The organism is Kitasatospora sp. NPDC048715 (assembly GCF_043198905.1).
In the GTDB taxonomy this organism is placed as follows: domain Bacteria; phylum Actinomycetota; class Actinomycetes; order Streptomycetales; family Streptomycetaceae; genus Kitasatospora; species Kitasatospora lactacystinica.
The window spans coordinates 152,109-173,104 of sequence record NZ_JBICVH010000022.1 but is presented as its reverse complement, the minus strand read 5'-3'; the positions used below and the strand labels follow the sequence as shown (position 1 = coordinate 173,104).

At 75.5% G+C, this 20,996-nt stretch carries 22 protein-coding genes; 11 read left to right on the top strand and 11 right to left on the bottom strand.

The window, feature by feature from the left end; translation table 11 throughout:
• Positions 1–209 precede the first annotated feature (209 nt).
• Complete coding sequence (locus tag ACGFSC_RS35555; RefSeq protein ID WP_359900164.1) at positions 210–1,304, top strand: exo-alpha-sialidase; 1,095 nt, start codon at positions 210–212, stop codon at positions 1,302–1,304.
• A 77-nt stretch (positions 1,305–1,381) separates the two neighbouring features.
• The gene (locus ACGFSC_RS35550; protein ID WP_359900162.1) at positions 1,382–2,134 is read left to right on the top strand and encodes a GNAT family N-acetyltransferase; all 753 of its coding nucleotides are present in this window, start codon (positions 1,382–1,384) and stop codon (positions 2,132–2,134) included.
• Here the strand turns inward: ACGFSC_RS35550 and ACGFSC_RS35545 are convergent, their stop codons facing one another.
• Positions 2,135–2,398, bottom strand: coding sequence for a DUF4436 family protein (locus tag ACGFSC_RS35545; RefSeq protein ID WP_359900160.1), 264 nt, complete (start codon positions 2,396–2,398; stop codon positions 2,135–2,137).
• Positions 2,399–2,479: 81 nt separating this feature from the next.
• Here ACGFSC_RS35545 and ACGFSC_RS35540 point away from each other — a divergent pair, with 81 nt between their 5' ends.
• Positions 2,480–3,502 carry a LacI family DNA-binding transcriptional regulator gene (locus ACGFSC_RS35540; protein ID WP_359900158.1) on the top strand — a complete coding sequence of 341 codons (1,023 nt, stop codon included), beginning with the start codon at positions 2,480–2,482 and terminating at the stop codon, positions 3,500–3,502.
• 46 nt (positions 3,503–3,548) lie between these two features.
• On the opposite strand, the gene ACGFSC_RS35535 is transcribed toward ACGFSC_RS35540, so the two are convergent.
• Positions 3,549–4,067 carry a GNAT family protein gene (locus ACGFSC_RS35535; protein WP_359900156.1) on the bottom strand — a complete coding sequence of 173 codons (519 nt, stop codon included), beginning with the start codon at positions 4,065–4,067 and terminating at the stop codon, positions 3,549–3,551.
• Positions 4,068–4,186: 119 nt separating this feature from the next.
• Entirely contained in the window at positions 4,187–4,648 is a 462-nt protein-coding gene (locus ACGFSC_RS35530; protein WP_359900154.1) for a molybdopterin-dependent oxidoreductase, read from the bottom strand.
• Positions 4,649–4,988: 340 nt separating this feature from the next.
• Between ACGFSC_RS35530 and ACGFSC_RS35525 the strand changes: the two genes are divergently transcribed.
• Together ACGFSC_RS35525 and ACGFSC_RS35520 are read left to right on the top strand one after the other, a co-directional pair.
• The gene (locus tag ACGFSC_RS35525; protein ID WP_359900152.1) at positions 4,989–5,360 is read left to right on the top strand and encodes a YciI family protein; all 372 of its coding nucleotides are present in this window, start codon (positions 4,989–4,991) and stop codon (positions 5,358–5,360) included.
• A gap of 51 nt (positions 5,361–5,411) precedes the next feature.
• Positions 5,412–6,734, top strand: a complete 1,323-nt coding sequence (locus ACGFSC_RS35520; protein WP_359900151.1) for an RNA polymerase sigma factor — start codon at positions 5,412–5,414, stop codon at positions 6,732–6,734.
• On the opposite strand, the gene ACGFSC_RS35515 is transcribed toward ACGFSC_RS35520, so the two are convergent.
• On the bottom strand, positions 6,731–7,195 hold the full coding sequence (locus ACGFSC_RS35515; RefSeq protein ID WP_359900199.1) for a MarR family transcriptional regulator: 465 nt from the start codon (positions 7,193–7,195) through the stop codon (positions 6,731–6,733). The genes ACGFSC_RS35520 and ACGFSC_RS35515 overlap by 4 nt on opposite strands.
• Before the next feature lie 117 nt (positions 7,196–7,312).
• Here ACGFSC_RS35515 and ACGFSC_RS35510 point away from each other — a divergent pair, with 117 nt between their 5' ends.
• The gene (locus ACGFSC_RS35510; protein WP_359900149.1) at positions 7,313–8,095 is read left to right on the top strand and encodes a class III extradiol ring-cleavage dioxygenase; all 783 of its coding nucleotides are present in this window, start codon (positions 7,313–7,315) and stop codon (positions 8,093–8,095) included.
• A gap of 126 nt (positions 8,096–8,221) precedes the next feature.
• Positions 8,222–8,815, top strand: coding sequence for a maleylpyruvate isomerase N-terminal domain-containing protein (locus tag ACGFSC_RS35505; RefSeq protein WP_359900147.1), 594 nt, complete (start codon positions 8,222–8,224; stop codon positions 8,813–8,815).
• 15 nt (positions 8,816–8,830) lie between these two features.
• On the opposite strand, the gene ACGFSC_RS35500 is transcribed toward ACGFSC_RS35505, so the two are convergent.
• Genes ACGFSC_RS35500 through ACGFSC_RS35490 form a run of 3 tightly spaced genes read right to left on the bottom strand, consistent with a single transcriptional unit; the run spans position 8,831 to position 10,228 of the window.
• Positions 8,831–9,217 (bottom strand): VOC family protein, encoded by a 387-nt coding sequence (locus ACGFSC_RS35500; RefSeq protein WP_359900145.1) that lies wholly within the window; start codon positions 9,215–9,217, stop codon positions 8,831–8,833.
• Positions 9,218–9,227: 10 nt separating this feature from the next.
• Entirely contained in the window at positions 9,228–9,752 is a 525-nt protein-coding gene (locus ACGFSC_RS35495; protein WP_359900197.1) for a GNAT family N-acetyltransferase, read from the bottom strand.
• A 17-nt stretch (positions 9,753–9,769) separates the two neighbouring features.
• Entirely contained in the window at positions 9,770–10,228 is a 459-nt protein-coding gene (locus ACGFSC_RS35490; protein ID WP_359900143.1) for a group II truncated hemoglobin, read from the bottom strand.
• 174 nt (positions 10,229–10,402) lie between these two features.
• On the opposite strand from ACGFSC_RS35490, the gene ACGFSC_RS35485 reads away from it, so the two are divergent.
• From ACGFSC_RS35485 to ACGFSC_RS35475, 3 genes are read left to right on the top strand one after another with little or no spacing between them, the layout of a single operon-like run.
• A complete protein-coding gene (locus ACGFSC_RS35485) occupies positions 10,403–11,167 on the top strand; it encodes an SDR family oxidoreductase (protein WP_359900142.1) in 765 nt (254 codons plus the stop codon).
• A 20-nt stretch (positions 11,168–11,187) separates the two neighbouring features.
• Positions 11,188–11,604: a MerR family transcriptional regulator gene (locus ACGFSC_RS35480; protein WP_359900195.1), complete on the top strand. Its 417-nt coding sequence runs from the start codon at positions 11,188–11,190 to the stop codon at positions 11,602–11,604.
• Between the two features lie 51 nt (positions 11,605–11,655).
• Positions 11,656–13,191 (top strand): AMP-binding protein, encoded by a 1,536-nt coding sequence (locus ACGFSC_RS35475; RefSeq protein WP_359900140.1) that lies wholly within the window; start codon positions 11,656–11,658, stop codon positions 13,189–13,191.
• Here ACGFSC_RS35475 and ACGFSC_RS35470 read toward each other — a convergent pair.
• Complete coding sequence (locus ACGFSC_RS35470) at positions 13,184–13,960, bottom strand: LuxR C-terminal-related transcriptional regulator (RefSeq protein ID WP_359900138.1); 777 nt, start codon at positions 13,958–13,960, stop codon at positions 13,184–13,186. The genes ACGFSC_RS35475 and ACGFSC_RS35470 overlap by 8 nt on opposite strands.
• Positions 13,961–14,121: 161 nt before the next feature.
• On the opposite strand from ACGFSC_RS35470, the gene ACGFSC_RS35465 reads away from it, so the two are divergent.
• The gene (locus ACGFSC_RS35465) at positions 14,122–14,946 is read left to right on the top strand and encodes a TIGR03084 family metal-binding protein (protein WP_359900136.1); all 825 of its coding nucleotides are present in this window, start codon (positions 14,122–14,124) and stop codon (positions 14,944–14,946) included.
• Between the two features lie 12 nt (positions 14,947–14,958).
• Here ACGFSC_RS35465 and ACGFSC_RS35460 read toward each other — a convergent pair whose 3' ends face one another.
• The 3 genes from ACGFSC_RS35460 to ACGFSC_RS35450 all read right to left on the bottom strand — a co-directional run bounded on the left by ACGFSC_RS35460 (position 14,959) and on the right by ACGFSC_RS35450 (position 20,912).
• Positions 14,959–18,228 carry an error-prone DNA polymerase gene (locus ACGFSC_RS35460; protein ID WP_359900134.1) on the bottom strand — a complete coding sequence of 1,090 codons (3,270 nt, stop codon included), beginning with the start codon at positions 18,226–18,228 and terminating at the stop codon, positions 14,959–14,961.
• 64 nt (positions 18,229–18,292) lie between these two features.
• Positions 18,293–20,044, bottom strand: a complete 1,752-nt coding sequence (locus ACGFSC_RS35455) for a DNA polymerase Y family protein (protein WP_359900132.1) — start codon at positions 20,042–20,044, stop codon at positions 18,293–18,295.
• A gap of 1 nt (position 20,045) precedes the next feature.
• On the bottom strand, positions 20,046–20,912 hold the full coding sequence (locus ACGFSC_RS35450) for a hypothetical protein (RefSeq protein WP_359900130.1): 867 nt from the start codon (positions 20,910–20,912) through the stop codon (positions 20,046–20,048).
• Positions 20,913–20,996 lie beyond the last annotated feature (84 nt).

The window sequence follows — 20,996 nt, the reverse complement described above, 5'->3', positions numbered from 1 at the left end:
GGTCCGCGGGCGGGCGGGCGGCGCTCCCGCGGGCCGGCACCCGGGCGGCCGGCGCTCCCGCGGGCCCTCGTTCGTCCCCCGGACGGCCCTCGTTCGTGTCGGCCTCCCGGGTGACCGGCGCGGCGAGAGGTGGCCGCCGGTGGTCGGCGGGACACTGGCAGTCGGGGGCCGTCCCGGGGGGCCGTGCACATGACCAGGTGGTGTGAGGCATGACCGAGGTGCTGTTGGCCGTCGGAACCGAGAAGGGCCTCTTTCTCGGCCGCAGCCGCGACCGGCTGACGTGGGAGTTCAGCGGGCCGCACTTCCCGATGAACGCGATCTACTCGGTCTCCATCGACCGCCGCGATGGCCGGACCAGAGTGCTGGTCGGCGCCGACAGCAGCCACTGGGGCCCCTCGGTCTGGCGCTCCGACGACCTCGGCGCCGGCTGGTACGAGCCGCCGCGGCCGGCCATCCGCTTCCCCGAGTCCACCGGCGCCTCGCTCACCCGGGTCTGGCAGCTCCAGCCCGCCGGGGCGGAGGCCCCCGGCGTCGTCTACGCGGGCACCGAACCGGCCGCGCTGTTCCGCTCCACCGACGGCGGCGAGAGCTTCGCGCTGGTCGAGCCGCTCTGGAACCACCCGCAGCGGTCGCAGTGGGGCGCCGGGTACGGCGGCCAGGGCCTGCACACCATCCTGACCGACCCGCGCGACCCGCAGCGGCTGCTGGTCGCCGTCTCCAGCGGCGGCGTCTACCGCAGCAAGGACGGCGGCGACAGCTGGCAGCCCTCCAACACCGGCCTGCGCGCCGAGTTCCTCCCGGAGGAGGGCCAGTACCCCGAGTTCGGCCAGTGCGTGCACAAGATCGCCCAGGACCCCGTCCACCCGGACCGGCTCTACCTCCAGAACCACGGCGGCGTCTACCGCAGCGACGACTGGGGCGCCGGCTGGCACTCGATCGTGGACGGGCTGCCCGCCGAGTTCGGCTTCGCCGTGGCCGCCCACCCGCGCCGGGCCGGCACCGCCTACCTCTTCCCGCTCGGCGGCTCGGACGACCGCATCCCGCCCGGCCGCCGCTGCCGGGTCTTCCGCACCACCGACGGCGGCACCAGCTGGCAGCAGCTCGCCCAGGGCCTGCCCGGCGAGGACCACTACGGCATCGTGCTGCGCGACGCCCTGCGCACCGACGACGCCGACCCGGCGGGCATCTACTTCGGCAACCGGACCGGCGACGTGTACGGCAGCCGGGACGAGGGCGAGAGCTGGTCGCTGCTGCTCTCCCACCTGCCGGACGTGCTCTGCGTCCGGGCCGCGGTGGTGGCCTGAAATAACCGGTTGCCGGACGGCAGAGCCTCGGTGAGCATGGGCCGCCGACGAACGATCGCACGATTGTGGGGTGGGCCATGGCCGAGGACTGGGTGGTCAGGCGGGGTGCCGACGGCGAGCCGGTGCTGCGCTACCTGCTGGACGAGCGGGAGGGACGGCCCTGGGCCGACCTGCTGGAGGTCCTGGACGGATCGGTGGACGCCGCCGGGTTCATCCGGGCCGAGCTGCCCGGCTGGGTGGTCTCCGGCCCTCCCGCGCTCGGGCAGGAGCTGGTGACGCACGGCGCGCGGGTGCTGCGGCACGCCCACACCTTCCGCCGCGACCTGCGCGCCGATCCCCCGCCCGCCGACTGGGCCGGGACGCCGCTGCGCGAGGGCCTGCGGACGGTGCCCTGCGACCGCGCGCCCGAGGAGCTGTACGAGGCCTGGCGGGGCGCGTTCCACCCCGGCCACGTCGACTTCTACCCGGGTGAGAAGGCCCAAGTGCTGGCCGAGCGGCTCGGCCTGCTGCTCGAAGGGAAGGTCATCGGCCCGGTGCTGCCGTCCAGCCTGCTGGCGGTGGACGCCGAGGACCGCGTGGTCGCCGGGCTGATCCTCACCGACCGCGACGGCCGGCCGTGGATCGCCGACGTCTTCCGCCACCCGGAGCGCGGCTACCGCGGCCTCGGCGCCGACCTGCTGCGCCGCACCGTCGGGGACGCCGCCGCGCGCGGGCTCGCCGACGTGACCCTCGTGGTGTCCGAGGGCAACCCGGCCCGCCGGCTCTACGAGTCGCTGGGCTTCCTGCTCCAGGAGACCTCGCTCACGGTGGTCGTGCCCGACGCCGCCTAGCTAGCCCTTGTCCTTGTGCCCGCCCTCGACGCGGGCGCCGCGCACCACGACCATGGTCAGGCCGACCGCGACCAGCAGTTCCGCCCAGAAGAACGCCGCGTAGTCCAGCAGCGAACCGATCGGCGGGTTGCCGGGCGCGTGCTCCGGACGGCCCGCCGGTGCGGCGGCGCGCTCATCGGCCTGCTCCCACGGTCGGCGGTGGCGGCTCCGGGTACCGCCTGTCCCGCCACCCTCCGGGCGGCCGCGGCCGGGGCGCAACGGCACGGGGCCGATCGGGGCGGCCGGACGCCGGCCGAAGACTCGGCAAAACAGGCTGGTCGCAGGGGCTGTGTAGGCTCAACGGTCATGGCGAGGGTGACACGGGACGATGTGGCGCGGGTGGCGGGGACGTCCACGGCGGTCGTGAGTTATGTGATCAACGACGGGCCGCGGCCGGTGGCGGCGGCGACCCGGGCGCGCGTGCTCGCGGCGGTCGAGGAGCTCGGCTACCGGCCGAACCGGGTCGCCCAGGCGATGGCCCGGCGGCGGACCGACCTGCTCGGGATGGTCGTGCCGGACGCCCGCCAGCCGTTCTTCGCCGGGCTCGCGCACGCCGTCGAGCAGGCCGCCGCCGAGCACGGCCGGCTGCTGCTGATCGGCAACTCCGACTACGCCGACGAACGCGAGGCCCACTACATCCGCGCCTTCCTCGGGATGCAGGTGGACGGTCTGATCCTGGTCACCCAGGACCCGGCCACCCCCGGGCTGACCGGCTTCGACGTGGCCGACGGCACCCCCGTCGTACTGCTGCACCACCGGGCGGAGAGCACCGGCGGCGTAGCCGTGGTCGCGGACGACCAGGGCGGCGCCCGCGAGGTGGTCCGCCACCTGCTCGGGCACGGCCACGCCGAGGTGCACTGCTTCGGCGGCACCCTCGCGCTCAGCCCGCACGACCCGGTCACCGGGCGGACGGCCGGCTGGGCCGCCGCGCTGGAGGAGGCCGGGCTGCCCGTCGAGGGGCGGCTCGTCCCGGCCCCGTTCGACCGGGTCCGGGCGCACGCCGAGGCGCTCGCCCTGCTCGCCCGGCCCGACCGGCCGTCCGCCGTGTTCTGCACGACGGACGACCAGGCGATCGGCCTGCTGCGGGCCGCCGACGACCTCGGCATCCGGGTGCCGGAGGACCTCGCGGTGGCCGGCTTCGACGACATCGCCGAGGCGGTGATCGCCGGGCCCGCCCTGACCACCGTCGCCACGGCGCAGGACGAGATGGCCCGCGCCGCGCTGGAACTCGTCCTCGGCGGGCCGGAGCGCCGTGCCCGGGGCGCCCGCACCTTCCCGGCCCAGCTGGTGGTCCGGCGCTCCTGCGGCTGCCCGCCGGCCGCGGCCTGACCCCCGGGGTGCCCGGGGGCGCCGGGGCGAGAGGATCCGGGGCCGCTCAGTCTTCGAGCAGTTCGTCCGCGAGCAGGTCCATCAGCAGGTTGTCGTGCCAGGTGCCGTCCGGGCCGCGCTCGTACTGGCGCATGGTGCCGACGGTGCGGAAGCCGACCTTGGCGTAGCAGCGGATCGCGGCGAGGTTGTCCTCCGCAGGGTCGATCACCAGCCGGTGGTAGTGGTGGTCGTGCACCAGGTGCCTGGCCATCGTGCGCACGGCGTCGGTGCCCAGGCCCAGGCCGTGCACCGTCGGATCGAGGTAGAGGTCCATCCCGGCGTGCCGGTACTCGTCGTCGTTGTTGGCGTACCACTGGATGGCACCGACCACCTTGCCGCCGAGGTCGATCGCGAAGGTCTCGGTGCCGGGAGACTCCAGGTCGTTGGCGACCTCGCCGGCCAGGTCGTCGCCGCCCCGCCAGCGGGAGAACACCTCGGGCGTGCCGCGGATGGCCGCCAACGCCGGGATGTCCTCGCCGGTGGCCGGGCGGAGCGTGACCAAGGTGCCGTGAAGAATCGTCCCCATATGGGGCATGTTGGCACGGAAACCCGGCTCCGGCGAGTGTTTTCGGACCGCCGTCCGGCCCTTCCGGCGTGCGGCCGCCGGGCCGGGGCGGCAGGGCCCGTGGGATGGGCGGCCGGGCGTCAGGCCGCGGGGGGCGCCGGGTCGCCGAGGGGGCCGAGCCAGACGGCGGTGACGGAGCTGACGTAGCGGGCGCCGCAGCGGTCGTCGGGGACGACGAGCTGCGGGCCGGCCGCGTCCAGCGGGGCGCCGTCCATGCTGGTGGCGAGCAGGATCTGCTGACCGCCGAAGTCCGGGTCGATCTCGGCCCAGGAGACCACCGCCCGGTGGCCGTCGGCGCCGGCCACCGAGAGCAGGAAGCGCAGCCGCTGCTTGCGGCCGGAGAAGTCGATCCGCGGGCGGGCGGCGCGCAGCACGTCCAGCAGTGTCGGGCCCTCGTAGCCGTGGCGCTGTTCGCCCGCGCTCCGGCAGTCGAAACCGACCTCGACCCGGCGGGCGGGGAGGGCGCGCAGTTGCGCCACCGTCAGCTCGGCGGGGCGGTCGAGGTGGCCGTGGAGTCGGACGGTGGGTCTCGCCGGGGTCATGGGTGCTCCCTCCTCGCGGGCCACGGCGCCGCGGCCCGCGAGGAGGACTACCCGAGGGGGCGCTCGGGCATTCGCAAGTGCCAGGGCGAATGCCGCCATTCATCCGCAATTGCGATTGCTAAACCCCTGCGCGGCCGGTATCTGCGATCAGCCGCCGTCGAACTGCGGCGCCCGGCGGACGGGGCGGACACCGCCCGGGGCGGACGGCGGACGGGGCGCAGCCGTCGCGGAGCGGGAGGAACCGGAAAGATTCTCCGCGACGTGTCGATCTGGCACCATCCGGTTCGACGCAGGGGTGAGAGGCGGGGAGAGACCCCGCCCGCACGACCGAGGAGTCACCATGCCGCGCTTCATGACGCTGATCCGCATCGACGAGCAGGCCCGCGAGGGATGGGAGCCGGACCCGGACTTCGAGCAGCGGATGGGGGCCCTGTTCGAGGAGATCACCAAGGCCGGCGTGATGCTGGAGACGGCCGGCCTCACCCCGAGCTCCCAGGGCACCCGGCTGACCTGGACCGGCGGAAAGATCGGCTTCACCGACGGGCCGTTCACCGAGACCAAGGAGGTCGTCGGCGGCTACGCCCTCCTCCAGTGCAAGGACCACGCCGAGGCCCTGGAGTGGACCCGCCGCTTCCTGCGGGCCCACCCGGTGCACTGGCAGGTCGAGGCGGAGGTCCGGCAGATCGACGAGATGCCCGAGCCGCGGAATTGACGTCGTGGCCGTGCTTGCCCCCCTCTCCGGCGGCTGCTCTGATGGGTGGCCGTGACGGAGAGGGTTGTTACCCGAGGAACCACGGCGGCGGCCGTCGAGACGGCGTTCCGGATCGAGTCCGCCCGGATCATCGCCGGGGTCGCCCGGATCGTACGGGACGTGGGCATCGCCGAGGAGCTGGCGCAGGACGCACTGGTGGCCGCGCTGGAGCAGTGGCCGCAGGAGGGTGTCCCGGACAATCCGGGCGCCTGGCTGACGGCGACCGCCCGGCACCGGGCGATCGACCTGGTCCGCCGCCGGGAGGTCTACGCCCGCAAGCTCGCCGAGGTGGGACGGACGGCGCAGGACACGCCGCCCCCGGAGCCGGCCGGGCCGGAGGACATCGACGACGACCTGCTGCGGCTGATCTTCACCGCCTGCCACTCGGCGCTGTCGGCGGAGTCCCGGATCGCCCTCACCCTCCGGCTGCTCGGCGGGCTGGCCACGCCGGAGATCGCCCGCGCCTTCCTGGTGCCCGAGTCGACGGTGGCGCAGCGGATCGTCCGGGCCAAGCGGACGCTGGCGAAGGCGGGGGTGCCGTTCGAGGTGCCGTACGGGGAGGACCGGGCGCAGCGGCTCTCCTCGGTGCTGGAGGTCATCTACCTGATCTTCAACGAGGGCTACTCGGCGACCGCCGGGGACGACCTGATCCGCCCCCAGCTGTGCGAGGACGCGCTGCGGCTGGCTCGGGTGCTGGCCGCGCTGATCCCGGCGGAACCGGAGGCCCACGGGCTGGCCGCGCTGCTGGAGTTCCAGGCCTCGCGCACGGCCACCCGGACGGGCCCGGACGGTCGGCCGCTGCTGCTGGCCGAGCAGAACCGGGCCCGCTGGGACGGGCTGCTGATCCGGCGCGGCTTCGACGCCCTGCGGCGGGCGGGAACCGGGCCGTACTCGGTCCAGGCCGCGATCGCCGCCTGCCACGCCAAGGCGCGGCGGTACGAGGACACCGACTGGGCGACCATCGCCGCGCTGTACGAGCGGCTACTGGCGCTGTCGCCGTCCCCGGTGGTGGCGCTGAACCGGGCGGTGGCGGTCTCGATGGCCCGGGGCCCGGCCGCGGCACTGGAGCTGGTGGACGAGCTGGCGGCGGAGCCGGCGCTGCGCGGCTACCACCTGCTGCCGAGCGTGCGGGGCGATCTGCTGGCCCGGCTGGGGCGGGTGGCGGAGGCCCGGGCGGAGTTCGAGCGGGCGGCGGGGCTGACCCGCAACGAGCGGGAGCGGCAGCTGCTGCTGGAGCGGGCGACGGCGCCCGACCAGGCCGGGCCAGGACGCCGGGGCAGGTCGCAGGGGCCGGGGCCAGGGCCGGGGCCGGGGCCGGGGCCCGCGGCAGACTAGGCGTCCTCCAGGCGCAGCCGGGCGCTGACCGTGCCGAGGCCCTCGGCGAGCACGGCGAGCTGCTCGCGGGTGAGCACGTCGATCAGCAGCTCGCGCACCAGGGCGACGTGTCCGGGCGCGGCCTGGCGCAGCGCCTCCCGCCCCTGGTCGGTCAGTTCGGCGATGACGCCGCGCACGTCGCTGGGACAGGAGCGGCGGGCGACCAGGCCGGCCCGCTCCAGCTGGGTGACCTGGTAGGTCAGGCCGCTCTTGGAGGTGACCAGCTTGTCGGCGAGTTCGGTCATCCGCAGCGAGCCGCCGGGGGCCGCGGACAGGTGCACCAGGATCTCGTACTGCTGGTGGGAGAGCCCGGAGTCCTCCTTGAGCTGGCGTTCCAGCCGCCGGTTCAGCAGGTTGCTCGCGACGACGAAGCCCCGCCAGGCGGCCGCCTCGTCCGGGTCCAGCCAGCGGGGTTCGTTCAGTGAGGGCATGGGGTGAAGCCTACTCCTGTTGTTCAAATTCGAACGAAGGTGTACCGTCGATCCCGTAGACGGTTCAAATTTGAACTATCCCTGTCGAACGGTCCCGAGGAGGACGCCATGAGCACCGCGGCCCCCGAGCGCATGCCCGCCCTGTACCTGTCGCACGGCGCGCCGCCGCTGGCCGACGACCCGGTCTGGCCGGGCGAACTGGCCGCCTGGTCCGCCGACCTGCCCCGGCCCAGGGCGGTCCTCATGGTCTCCGCCCACTGGGAGGAGGCCCCGCTCGCCCTCGGCGCCGTCACCACCGTCCCGCTGGTGTACGACTTCTGGGGCTTCCCCGAGCACTACTACCGGGTCCAGTACGCCGCCCCCGGCGCACCGGAACTCGCCGAACGCGTGCGCAAGCTGCTGCGCGCCCCCGGCACGCCCGTCCAGGACATCCCCGAGCGCGGACTCGACCACGGCGCGTACGTCCCGCTGGTGGAGATGTACCCGGACGCCGACGTCCCGGTGCTCCAGGTCTCGCTGCCCACCCTCGACCCGCAGCGGCTGATGGAGATCGGCCGCAAGCTCGCCCCGCTCCGCGACGAGGGCGTGCTGATCGTCGGCAGCGGCTTCTTCACCCACAACCTCCGGGCGCTCAGCAACGACGGCCGGATCACCTCGGTGATGGCCGAGTTCGACGACTGGGGCCGGCGCGCCCTGGAGGCCCACGACCTGGACGCGCTGCTCGACTTCGAGCACAAGGCCCCGGCCGGACGCCTCGCCCACCCCCGCACCGAGCACTTCGCCCCGCTGTTCGTCACCCTCGGCGCCGGCGAGGGCGACCTGGACAGCCAGCGCAGCGTCATCGACGGGTTCTGGATGGGCCTGGCCAAGCGCTCGATCCAGCTGGGCTGAACCCCTCGTGCGGAACCTCCCGGGGTTCCGCGCGAGGAACGGCGGTCGGGGCGCCCGCCGGTGCACCCGGGCTACCCCGACCCCGCCGTCCGGCCTATCGTGTGACGCTCCGTCGAAGGAGTGATCATGCGCAACGGCGACGCCGTACGAACCGCCCTGGAAGCCTCACTGGCGGTCCTCGCCCCGCACACCGCGGACCGCGACTGGGACCTGCCCGCCGGACTCCTGGAATGGAGCTGCCGCGACACCGCCGCCCACATCGCCCACGACCTGCTCGCCTACGCCGGCCAGCTCGCCGCCCGCCCCCGGGACCGCTACCTGCCGCTGGACCTCACCGTCCGGCCCGAGGCCGACCCGGCCCAGGTGCTCACCGTGGTCACCGCCGCCGGACAGCTCCTCGCCACCGCCCTGGACGCCGCCCCGCCCGAGCTGCGCGCCTACCACCACGGGCCCTGCGATCCGTCCGGCTTCGCCGCCATGGGCGTCGCCGAGACCCTGCTGCACACCCACGACATCACCAGCGGCCTCGGCCTGCCCTGGCGGCCGCCCGCCGAGCTGTGCCGCCTCGTGCTCGACCGGCTCTTCCCGCACGCGCCGCAGGAGCCGGCCGCCCACCCGGCGGAGGTCCTGCTCTGGTGCACCGGGCGCGGGGAACTGAACGGCCGCCCGCGCGAGTCCTCGTGGATCTGGCGGGCGGCCGTGGGCGAGTGGCCGGAGTGAGGCCGGCCCGACCGGTCAGGCGGCCCCGGTCGCGACCCGCTCGGCCTGGCTGCGCTCGACGCAGAACTCGTTGCCCTCGGGGTCGGCCAGGGTGACCCAGCCCTTGCCGTCCGGGGTGCGGTGGTCGGCCAGCACGGTGGCGCCCAGGGCGACCAGGCGCTCCACCTCCTCGTCCCGGCCGCGGTCCTGCGGCTGGAGGTCGAGGTGGGTCCGGTTCTTCACCGACTTGCCCTCGGGCACCCGGATGAAGAGCAGCGAGGCGCCGGCGGAGTCCACCAGCGCCTCGTCGTCACCGGGGTTGTCGTCCTCCCCCAGGGTGCCCTCCAGCGCCCGGGCCCAGAAGGCGGCCAGGGCGTGCGGGTCGGCGCAGTCGATCGTCACATGTCGTACCAGAGAAGCCATGCGTCCACTCTCACCTGCACCGTTCGATTTCGTCCAGCCTTTTCCGGGAGTGCCGGTGCCCGTCCAGCGGGTACGGCGGGAAGGCCGGGACGATCTCCGTGAAGGCGTAGCCGCTCTTCTCCGCGACCCGGCAGGAGGCGTGGTTGTCGCCCGCATGGAGCAGGTCGATCCGGCGCAGGCCGTCCTCGGCGAAGGTGGCGAAGGCCCAGGTGGTGAGGGCCTCCACCGCGCGCGGGGCCACCCCCCGGCCGCGGGCCGGGGCGGTCGTCCAGTACCCCACCTCGGCCGTCCCCCCGCCGGGGGCGGGGTACTTGAGCGCGACGTTGCCGACCAGCTCGCCGCCGTCCAGGACGGCGAAGCTGTACCGGGTGCCGGCCGCCCGGCCCTCCTCCTGGGCGCGCAGCCAGTGCGCGGCCTGGTCGGCGTCGTCCACCAGGGTACGGAGGAAGCGGCGCAGGGTCTCGTCCCGGTAGGCCTCGATCAGGGCCGGCGCGTCGGCGTCCTCGAACGGGCGCAGCAGCAGGCCGTCGGCCATCGGCAGTGCGGCGACGGTCACTTGAGGCCCTCCCAGCCCCAGCGCGGGGTCGGGCCGGGATCGCCGAGGTCGGTGCCGACCGGGGAGGCGGAGACGTCCTCGGCGATCCTGGTGCCCCAGTCGAAGTACTCCAGCACCCGGCGGCGCAGCAGCTCGTCCTCGGGCAGCTCGGCGCGGACGGCCTCGGCCATCAGCTCCATCCAGCGCAGCCGCTGCTCCTCGGTGATGGCCAGGCCCAGGTGGGCGCGGAGCAGCGCCTGGTGACCGCCCAGTTCACCGGTGTAGCCCGCCGGGCCGCCGAAGACCTCGGCCAGCCAGACCGCGACGCGTTCGACGTGGGTGGGGGTGAAGTCGGCGAAGACCGGGGCGAGCAGGGGGTCGGCGAGGACGTCCCGGTAGAAGGTGCGGCTGAGCCGGCGCAGGGCTTCGATGCCGCCGACGGCCTCGTAGAGCGGGCCGGACCGTTGATCGTTCATGGGTGTGCTCCCCGTGGTTGGACCGTGCGTTGCGACCTTCCTAGCAGGCTGGGGCGCGAACAGCTGGCCGGGGCCCGCTGTTCGCGCCGGGTTCGGCGAGCGGCGGGTACGGCGAGCGCCGGGCGGGGCTCCCGCTTGACCCTGACGTTGGCGGCAGGGTCGCAGGGTGGGGCCATGGACGACGAGAGCGGGACGCGGGGCAGGGTCGTGGTGGTCACCGGGGCCGGGACGGGGATCGGGCGGGAGACGGCGCGGGCCTTCGCGGCCGAGGGGGCGCGGGTGCTGGCGGTGGGACGGCGGCTCGAACCGCTGGCCGGGACGGCGGCCGCGCACCCGGCGCTGATCGAGCCGCTGACCGCGGACGTGACCGGGCCGGACGCGCCGGAGGAGATCGTCCGGGTGGCCGTGGAGCGGTTCGGGCGGCTGGACGTGCTGGTCAACAATGCCGCGATCGTGCAGAGCCGGCAGGGCCTCGGCGGTTTCGACCGGGCGGGCGTCGAGGCGCTGCTGGCCACCAACCTGGTCGCCCCGGTGCTGCTCGGGCAGGCCGCGCTGCCCGAGCTGGAGCGGAGCCGGGGCGTGGTGGTCAACGTCAGCACGGCCGTCGGGCAGCGGGGCTGGCCGGGCAACTCGGTGTACGCGGCGAGCAAGGCGGCGCTGGAGACGGTCACCCGCAGCTGGGCGGTGGAGCTGGCGCCGCGCGGGGTCCGGGTGGTGGCGGTGGCGCCCGGGGCGATCGACACACCGATCGGCGAGCACTCCGGGTACGGCCCCGAGCAGCGGGCGGCGATCCGGCGGTGGCAGATCGAGCACACCCCGCTGGGCCGGATCGGCCGCCCGGCGGAGGTGGCCTGGGCGATCACCCAACTGGCCTCGCCGCAGGCCTCGTTCGTGACCGGCGTAGTGTTCTCGGTGGACGGCGGCGCGCTGGTGGGCTGACCGGGAGGGGACGGGTGGCGGTGCGGATCGGCGAGCTGGCGGCCCGGACGGGCAGTACCGCGCGCGCTCTGCGGCACTACGAGCAGGCAGGGCTGATCGAGTCCGGGCGGGCGCCGAACGGCTACCGCGAGTACGGCGGGTCGGCGGTCGTCCGGGTGCGCAACATCCGCGCGCTGGTCGCCGCCGGGCTCACCCTGGAGGACCTCCGGCCGCTGCTGGGGTGCCTGGACGGGGACGTGCTGGCGGGCCGGCCGTCCGCACGGGTGCTGGGGATCGCCCGGGAGCGGCTGGCGGTGCTGGAGCGCCGGATCGCCGCCCAGACGGAGGCCCGCGACCGGCTGGTGGCGGCGCTGACGGCGGCCGGGGAGGCGGATCCGGTGCCCGCGGGCACCGACCCGGCGCCCGCTGACGCCGGCCCGGCGCCCACCGGCGGGTGACACCCCCGTTCGGGGGTGTGCAGGGCGCGGACGGGGGAGGACAGTGGGCGCATGCAGATTCCACTCTCCGTGATGGACTTCCTCGACCGGGCCGAGCTGGTCTACGGCGACCGGGTCGGCATCGTCGACGAGCCGGTGCAGCCGGCCGAATCCTGGGGCGAGCTGAGCTACCGCAGGGTCGCCGAGCTGGCCCGGGCCCAGGCCGCCGGGCTGGACCGGCTCGGCGTCGGGCCGGGCGAGCGGGTCGCGGTCGTCTCGCACAACTCGGCCCGGCTGCTGACCTCCTTCTTCGGGGTGAGCGGGCACGGCCGGGTGCTGGTGCCGGTGAACTTCCGGCTGAAGGCCGAGGAGGTGTCGTACATCGTCGAGCAGAGCGGCGCCTCGGTGCTGCTGGTCGACCCCGAGGTCGCCGACTCCCTGCACGGGGTGGTGGCCAAGCACAAGTTCGTGCTGGGCGCGGACAGCGACGCCGTGCTGTACGACTTCGACGGCACCCCGCGGCGGTACGCGGTCGACGAGAACGACACCGCCACCATCAACTACACCAGCGGAACCACCGCCCGCCCCAAGGGCGTTCAGCTCACCCACCGCAACATCTGGCTGAACGCGACGCTGATGGGCCTGCACTACGGCGCGAACGACCGGGACGTCTACCTGCACACCCTGCCGATGTTCCACGCCAACGGCTGGGGCCTGCCGTTCTCGCTCACCGGCCTGGGCGCCCGGCACATCGTGCTGCGCAAGGTGGACGGCGCGGAGATCCTGCGCCGGGTCGAGCGGCACGGGGTGACCTTCCTGTCCGGCGCGCCGGCCGTGGTCCAGATGGTGCTGGACGCGGCCGCCGACCTGGACGGCCCGGTGCCCGGCCGGGACCGGGTGCGGATGATCGTGGCCGGCGCCCCGCCGCCGACCTCGGTGGTGCAGCAGGTCGAGGAGCAGCTGGGCTGGGAGTTCATGCAGCTGTACGGCCTGACCGAGACCTCTCCCGCGGTCACGGTCAACCGCACCCGGGCCGAGTGGGACGCGCTGCCGGCCGCCGAGCGGGCCGAGAAGCTGGTGCAGGCGGGCGCCCCGGCGCTCGGCACCCAGCTGCGGGTGGATCCCTCCGGGGAGGTGCTGGTGCGCTCCAACACCGTCCTGGACGGCTACTGGCAGCAGCCGGAGGCCTCGGCCGAGGCACTGCGGGACGGCTGGTTCCACACCGGCGACGGCGGCACCCTCACGGACGGGCAGCTGACCATCTCCGACCGCAAGAAGGACGTCATCATCAGCGGCGGGGAGAACGTCTCCTCGATCGAGGTGGAGGACTGCCTGTACGACCACCCGGCGGTCGCCGAGACGGCGGTGATCGGCGTGCCGCACGAGAAGTGGGGCGAGACGGTGAAGGCGCTGGTGGTGCTCAGGGAGGGCCACGAGGCGGTCACCGAGGCCGAGTTGATCGCGCACTGCAAGCAGCGACTGGCCGGCTACAAGTCGCCCACCACGGTGGAGTTCCGGGACGCCCTGCCGCGCACCGCCACCGGGAAGCTGCAGAAGTTCCGGCTGCGCGAGCCGTACTGGACCGGGCGGGAGCGCCAGGTCAACTGACGAGCCCTGACTCCCTCGCCGCGAGGGCGAGTTCGGTCCGGTTGCGGACGCCGAGCTTGTGCATCGCGGACTTGAGGTAGCCCGTCACCGTGTTGCAGGTCAGGCCCAGGCGGGCGGCGATCTCCGGGTTGGTCCGGCCGGTCGCCGCCCAGCGCAGCACCTCGTGCTCGCGCGGGGTCAACGGCGGTACGGGGGCGGCCTTCCGGGGCCGCTCGCGACTCCAGGCGGCGGCCCCGGCGAGCGCCCGGGCCGCCGCCCTCGCCAGCGTGCCGACCGCGGAGATCCGCACGTCCCCGAACGGGACGACGGTGCGCAGCGAGGCGTACACCACGCCGTGCACGGTGCCGCCGTCCAGCAGCGGGACGGTGAGCATCGCGTACAGGTCCTCGGCGGCCACGGCCGCGTCGTAGTGGTGCGAAATCGTCGTCGCCGCACGGTAGTCGGGCACCCAGGTCGGCGCGCGTTCGGCGAGCGCCCGGCCGCCGAGGCCGAGTCCGGCCGGGACGGGGACGTCGTGCAGCAGGTCGGCCCGGGTTCCGGCCCAGTGCCGCAGCACCATGCCCTCGCTGTCGGGGCGGCTGCCGGGCAGCGGCTCGGGCACGCCGACCAGGCCGACGTCGACGCCGCACTCGGCCACCACCCGGCGGGCGAGGTCACCGAGCACGGCGTCCCGCACCAGCTCGGCGGCGCGCGCGGCCAGTTCGGGGTCGTCGGGTCGCGCAGCGTCGGCGACGGGTTGCGCAAGGTGGGGGTCCGCAGCCCTGGTCATCGCGGAATTGTCACACGCGGTGGGGCCGGTGGCGAGAGTCCTGACATGCGTGTTTCGTGGAGTCGCGGACACCGGCGGCCGGGCGGGCATAGGGTGCGCCCGTACGCTACCGGCGGGTAGCAACTGCCGGACGGCAACCGCCTTCGACCGGAGGGAAACCGATGACCGACCCGAACACCCCGGGCGACGTCCTGGGCGGACTGCTGGCGGACCTGCGGGACGAGAGCGCGGTGCTGGACGACCTGGTCGCCGGACTGCCCGCCGGGGGCTGGGCCCGCCCGACGCCCGCCGAGGGCTGGACGGTGGCGCACCAGATCGCCCACCTGGCCTGGACCGACAACTGGACGGCCCTGGCCGCGCGCGACCCGGAGGGCTTCGGCGCCTCGCTCGGCGGGCGCTTCACCGAGCTGGTGGCGGCCGGCGCCGACCCGGTCGAGGAGGGCGCCCGCACGGGTGCGGCCGCCGAGCCCGCGGCACTGCTCGCCCGCTGGCGGGCCGGTCGGGCGCAGGTGCTGGCCGCACTCGCCGCCGCCCCGGCCGACGTCCGGCTGCCCTGGTTCGGCCCGCCGATGAAGCCCGCCTCGATGGCCACCGCCCGGCTGATGGAGACCTGGGCGCACGGCCAGGACGTCGCGGACGCACTCGGCGCCACCCGTGAGCCCACCGACCGGCTGCGGCACATCGCCCACCTGGGGCTGCGCACCCTGGGCTTCGCCTTCGCCCTGCACGGACTGCCCGCGCCCGAGCGGCCGGTCCGGCTCGACCTGACCGCGCCGGACGGCGGGACCTGGTCCATCGGCCCGGCCGGGGCCGAGGACGTGGTGTGCGGCCCCGCCCTGGACTTCTGCCTGCTGGTGACCCAGCGCCGCCACCGGGACGACCTCGCCCTCACCGCCACCGGGCCGGTCGCCACCGCCTGGCTCCCGATCGCCCAGGCCTTCGCCGGGGCACCGGGCAAGGGGCGGCAGCCGGAGGCGCGGGCGTAGGGACCGCCCCGCTCAGAGGCCGATCCGGAGCGGGGCGAGCCGGGTGGCGATCAGGTTGGTGGCGCCCCGGTCGCGCTCGATGTGCCCGTGCACCAGCAACCCGGCCCGGTCCAGGGCGGTGCGGCGCTGGGACTCCCAGACCGGGCGGTTGCAGATCACGTTGATCAGCCCGGTCTCGTCCTCCAGGCTGAGGAAGAGCACCCCGCCGGCCGTCGGCGGCCGCTGCCGGTGGGTGACCAGGCCGCCGACCACCACCGCCGTTCCCGGCGGTACGTCCGGGAGCCGGTCGGCGCAGAGGGCGCCGCCGCGCTCCAGCCGGGCGCGCAGGTGCTGGAGCGGGTGGCTGGTGGCGGAGGTGCCGGTGGCCCACAGGTCGGCGATGGTCTCCTCGACCGGGCTCATCCCGGGCAGCTCCGGCGCCTCGGTACCGGGCGTGGTGCCGGGGATCAGATCGGCCGAGATCCCGGCGAACGCCCCTGCCGCCCACAGTGCCTGACGCCTCGTCAACCCGAAGCAGTCGAAGGCCCCGGCCGTCGCCAGCGCCTCCAGGGCGGGCCCGGGCAGGCCGGTGCGGCGGGCGAAGTCCTCCAGGTCGGCGTACGGCTGCCCGGCCACGACCGCCTCGGCCTGCGGGGTGCCGATGCCGCGCACCGTCTCCAGGCCGAGCCGGATCGCCGGCTGCGGGCGCCCTGCCGTCAGCGGCGGCCCGGGGGTCGGCCCCCGGTACGGTTCCAGGGTGGGCCGCGCCCCGCTGGCGTTGACGTCCACCCCGCGCACCCGCACGCCGTGCCGGCGGACGTCCGCGACCAGGCTGAGCGGCGAGTAGAAGCCCATCGGCTGGTTGGCCAGCAGGGCACAGGTGAAGGCCGCCGGGAAGTGGTGCTTCAGCCAGGCGCTGGCGTACACCAGGTAGGCGAAGCTGATCGCGTGGCTCTCCGGGAAGCCGTAGTTGGAGAAGGCCTCGATCTTGCCGTAGACGTCCTCCGCCACCTCGGGCGGGATGCCGCGCTCGGCCATCCCGCCCAGCAGCCGGTCGCGCAGCCGGGCGACCCGCTCGTGCGAGCGCTTGGCGCCCATCGCCTGCCGCAGCCGGTCGGCCTCGGCCGGGGTGAACCCGGCGCAGTCGATGGCGAGTTGCATCATCTGCTCCTGGAACAGCGGCACCCCCAGGGTCTTGCCGAGCGCGTTCTCCATCAGCGGGTGCGGGCAGCCGGCCGGCTCCGCCCCGGCGCGGCGCCGCAGGTACGGGTGGACGGAGCCGCCCTGGATCGGTCCGGGGCGGATCAGCGCGACCTCGACCACCAGGTCGTAGAAGTGGTCCGGCTTGAGCCGGGGCAGGGTCGCCATCTGCGCCCGGGACTCGACCTGGAACACGCCGACGGTGTCGGCCCGGCGCAGCATCGCGTACACGCCCTCGTCGTCGTCCGGAATGGTGGCCAGGTCGTAGCGCAGACCGTGGTGCTCCGCGACCAGGTCGCAGGCGTCGTGCAGGGCGGCCAGCATGCCGAGGCCGAGCAGGTCGATCTTCACCAGTCCGGCGCCGGCGGTGGACTCCTTGTCCCACTGGAGCACGGAGCGCCCGGGCATCCGGGCCCACTCGGTGGGGCAGATCTCGCCGATCGGCTCCCGGGTGAGCACCATGCCGCCCGAGTGGATGCCCAGGTGCCGGGGCAGGCCGTGCAGCTGGGTGGCGAGCTGGAGCACGTCGGCGGGGATGACGGCGTCCGCACCGGGGGCGGAGCGGAAATCGGTCTGCCGGCTGAACGCGTCCACCTGCCCCTGCGGGTAGCCGAGCACCCGGGCGGCGTCGCGGATCGCCAGCCGGGGCCGGTAGGTGATCACATTGGCGACCTGGGCGGCGTGCTCGCGCCCGTAGCGGCCGTAGACGTACTGGATGACCTCCTCGCGGCGGCGGTTCTCGATGTCCAGGTCGATGTCGGGCGGCCCGTCCCGGGCCGTGGAGAGGAAGCGCTCGAACAGCAGCTTGTAGTGGATCGGGTCGACGGCGGTGATCCCGAGGGCGTAGCAGACCGCCGAGTTGGCGGCCGAGCCGCGGCCCTGGCACCAGATGTCCCGGCTCCGGCAGAAGTCCACGATGTCGTGCACGATCAGGAAGTAGCCGGCCAGGTCGAGGTCCTCGATCACGTCCAGCTCCCTGCCGAGCTGGCGGCGGGCGGCGGCGTTGCCGGGGCCGAAGCGGCCCGGGCCGCCGGCCGCGACCAGGGCGCGCAGGTGGCTGATCTCGCTCTCGCCCTCGGGCACGGGGAAACCGGGCAGCTCCGGATCCAGCCGGGCGAAGTCGAAGGCGCAGGCCCGGCCGAGTTCGGCGGTGGCCCGCTGCACCCCGGGGAAGCGGGCCAGCCGGCCGGCCATCTCGCGGCCCGAGCGCAGGTGCGCGGTGCCGGCCGCCCTGGTCCAGCCGACCGCGTCCTGGAGGGTGCGGCGGTCGTGCAGCGCGGCGAGGCTCTGCGCGAGGCGGCCCTGGGCGGGGCCGGCGTGGTGGGCGTTGGTGGAGGCGACGACGGGGAGCCGCGCCGTCGCCGCGAGGGCGGCGAGGGCGTCGTTGCGCCGGTCGTCGCCGGGCAGCCACTGGTCGATCAGCTCGACGTGGACGTTCTCCCGGCCGAACGCCTCGGTGAGGGTACGGAGCCGGCGCTCGGCCTCGCCCCGGTCGGGCAGCGCGGCGGGGACCCGGCCGAGCCGGCAGCCGGTGAGCACCGCCCAGTGGCCGTCGTGCGCCCCGGCGAGCGCCGCGAGGTCGTACACCGGGCTGCCCTTGGCGCCGCCGGCCAGCTGGGCGGCGGCGATCGCGGCGGAGAGGCGGCGGTAGCCGGCCGGGTCGCGGGCGAGGACCAGCAGGTGCTCCTCCGCCCCGCCGCCGCGGACGGTCAGCTCGGCGCCGAACACGGTGGCCAGGCCCGTGCCCCGGGCCGCCTCGGCGAGCCGGACGGCCCCGTACAGGCCGTCGTGATCGGTGATCGCGAGGCTCTCCACGCCCAGCCGGACCGCCTCGGCGACCAGGTCCTCCGGGTCGCTGGCGCCGTCCAGGAAGCTGAAGGCGGAGTGGACGTGCAGCTCGGCCCAGGGCTCGGCGGCCCTCCCGGGGCCGGGGCCGGGGCCGGGACCGGACTCGGGCTCCGCCGGAGCGGGAGGGGATTCGGGAGCGGGGGCAGGCTCGGGAGCGGGGCGGCGCAGCGGGACGACCGTGCGGTCCGGCGCCGTGCCGGTCAGCCGGCGGTGCAGCTCGCTCCAGGGGAGGGTGGGGTGGCTGGTGAAGCCCATCGGGGTTGCCTTCGTCGTTCTCGTGCTCGTTCCACTCCCCCCGGGGTCCGGACCGACCGGACCGCTAGTCGTAGCCGGCCTCCAGGTACCAGGCACCCCCCTCCACGGTGAGCAGCAGCGCCCGGCCACCGCCCACCACGACCTGGAACCGCGCCCGGCGCCGGGCCAGCGACTGGTCCCACCAGTACTCGACCGCCGGCCAGGGACCGGTCCAGCCGTCCACCCGCTCCTCCCGGCCCCGGACCACGACCAGGGCCGGCCGGGCCGACACCCCCGCCCGGCCGTCCACCGTGACCGGCTGCCCGGCCCCGTCCAGCACCCGCACCGGCGCGGGCTCCCGCAGCACCACGGCGGGCCACACCTCCGGCAGCCGCCCCGGCCAGGGCGCGTCGGCCGCCACCGCCGCCTCGTACGGCTCGCCCCACGGCACCTTGACCGCCTGCTCGCCCGGGCCGCGCCCACCCGCCGGTTCGATCCGGCGCAACCCCGCGTGGCCGAGCACCGCCTGCACCCGGGCGACCGCGCGCTCCACCCGGTCGTCCGCGACGGCCTGGCCCCACAGCGCGAGCTGGCGGCCCTGGTCCGGGGAGAGGCCGTCGGGGGCCAGCCGGAGCAGGGTGAAGCCCGCGTCCTCCCCGCCTTCCCCGTTGCCGGCGAAGGTGCCCGCGCCCTGCCAGGCCTGCAGCTGCCAACGGACCCGCTCGGCCAGCGCCGTCGCGGACAACCGGCCCTCGTGCCGCCACAGCCGGGAGGCCGTCCGACCGTCCGCGCAGGCCACCTCGACGGCCACCCGGCGGCAGGTCAGCCCGGCCCCGGCCAGCCGCCGGTGCAACTGCTCGGCCAGCGTGCGGGCGACGAACACCAGCGGCTCGGCCAGCGGCTCCGGCGGGTCGAAGCGCTGCTCGACGGCGAGGTCCGGCTCCTCGTCGCGCGGCACCAGCGGGCGCGGCTGCAAACCGCGGGCCAGCCGGTGCGCGACCGTCCCGGACGGGCCGAAGCGGTCCGCGACCGACTCGGCCGGCAGGGCGGCGAAGGCCCCGACGGTGGGCAGGCCGAGCCGCCCCAGCAGTTCGGCCAGCGTCTCGTCGCCCAGCGCGCTCACCGGGTACGGGGCGAGGAACTCCGCCGTCCGGCCGGCCGGGACCAGCACCCCGGCCCGGGCGGCGAGCACGGCGGCGAACAGGCCGTCGGCGACACCGACCCGGGCCTGCGGGGCGGCTTCGGCCGGAGCGGTCCGGGTCTGCGGGGCGGCTTCCGCGTCCCGGGCCTGCGGGGCGGCTTCGGGGCGGGAGGCGGTTGCCGGTCGGGAGGCGGTTTCGGGTAGGGAGGCGGCTGCCGGTCGGGAGGCGGCTTCGGGGCGGGAGGCGGCTTCGGGGCGGGCCTCGACGGCCATCGCGCCCGGGACGGCGTCCGGGACGAGGGGCCGTCCGAGGGCGTCCGCCACCGCTCTGCCGACCTTGCCGGCCAGCGCCTCCTCGCCGCCGAAGTAGCGGCCCGGGCCCTTCACCGGGATCGCGCACAGTCCCGGACGGATCACCTCCACCCGGGGCGTGAACGCCTCCACCGCCGCGACCACCGGCTCGAAGCGGCGGGTCTCCGCCTCCGGGTCGCGGTCGCGCAGCTCCAGCTCCGGGCAGAGCCGCTGGGCCAGCTTGAGCCGCTGCCCCTGCCGCACCCCGGCCGCCCGGGCGCCCGCCGAGCAGGCGAGGATCCGCCCGCCCTCGGTCACCGCGACCGGGTCGTCGCCGGTGACGGCCACCACCGGCCAGTCCGGGCACCAGATCACCAGCACCCGGGGGGTTCCGTCGTCCGCCATCTCAGACCACCGCCGCCACGCGGGGTGCCATCGGCTCCGCCGCCGGTATCGCCGGTAGTGCCGGTAGCGCTGGTAGTGCCGGCATCGCCGGTTCCGCCACCGGCTGCGGCCGTCCCTGTCGCGGCTGCTCCTGGAGCGGGCGCACCGCGCCGTGCTCGTCGGGCAGCCAGAGCCGGGCCGTCCGGCCGCGCACCGCCGAGCCGCGGCCCTCGGCCACCACCTCCACCTGCCGGCCGACGAGCTGCCCGTGGCCGTCGCCCAGCCCGAACCAGCGCCCGGAACGCACCCCCAGCCGCAGCACCGCGCCCGGCCACGGCCCGGCGACCAGCAGCACGCAGCCGCTGCGCCGCAGCACCGCCGCCAGCCGGGCGGCCAGCTTCGGCGGCACCGGCCCGTCCGGGCGCAGCATGATCAGCTCGACCGCGCCGGCCAGCACCGAGACCACTTCGGCCCAGTGCGGCCCCGGATCGTCCGCGACCAGCAGCCGCCGCAGGTCCAGTCCGTACCCCTCGGCGGCGGCCAGCCCCAGGTCCGGCAGTCCGACCGCCGCGGCCCAGCCGCCCTCGGTCTCCTTCACCCCGGCGGCGAGCGCCAGCAGCAGCCCGGTGTCCCCGCCCGCCACCGACACCGCCGTCCCCCGGCGCAGCCCGGCGTCGGGCAGCACCTCCCGCAGCGCGGACGGCACCGGCAGCAGCCCCCGGGGCTCCGCCGTCCGCCCGGTGGCCGGTGTCGCCCGTCCCTCTCGCTCCTCCCGTTCCCCCGGCTCACCCCGCTCCCCCGGCGCGGCAGCCGGGGACGCCACCGGGCGGAGCACGGGGCGTGCGGGCTGCTCGGCGGTGGATTCGAAAACAGATTCGAAAACGGGCACACCCCCAGGATCGAACATTCGTTCGCAAAGATTCAAGTCCGACCTGGTCAACCCGCCACGGACGCGACGCGCCGAACACCCCGA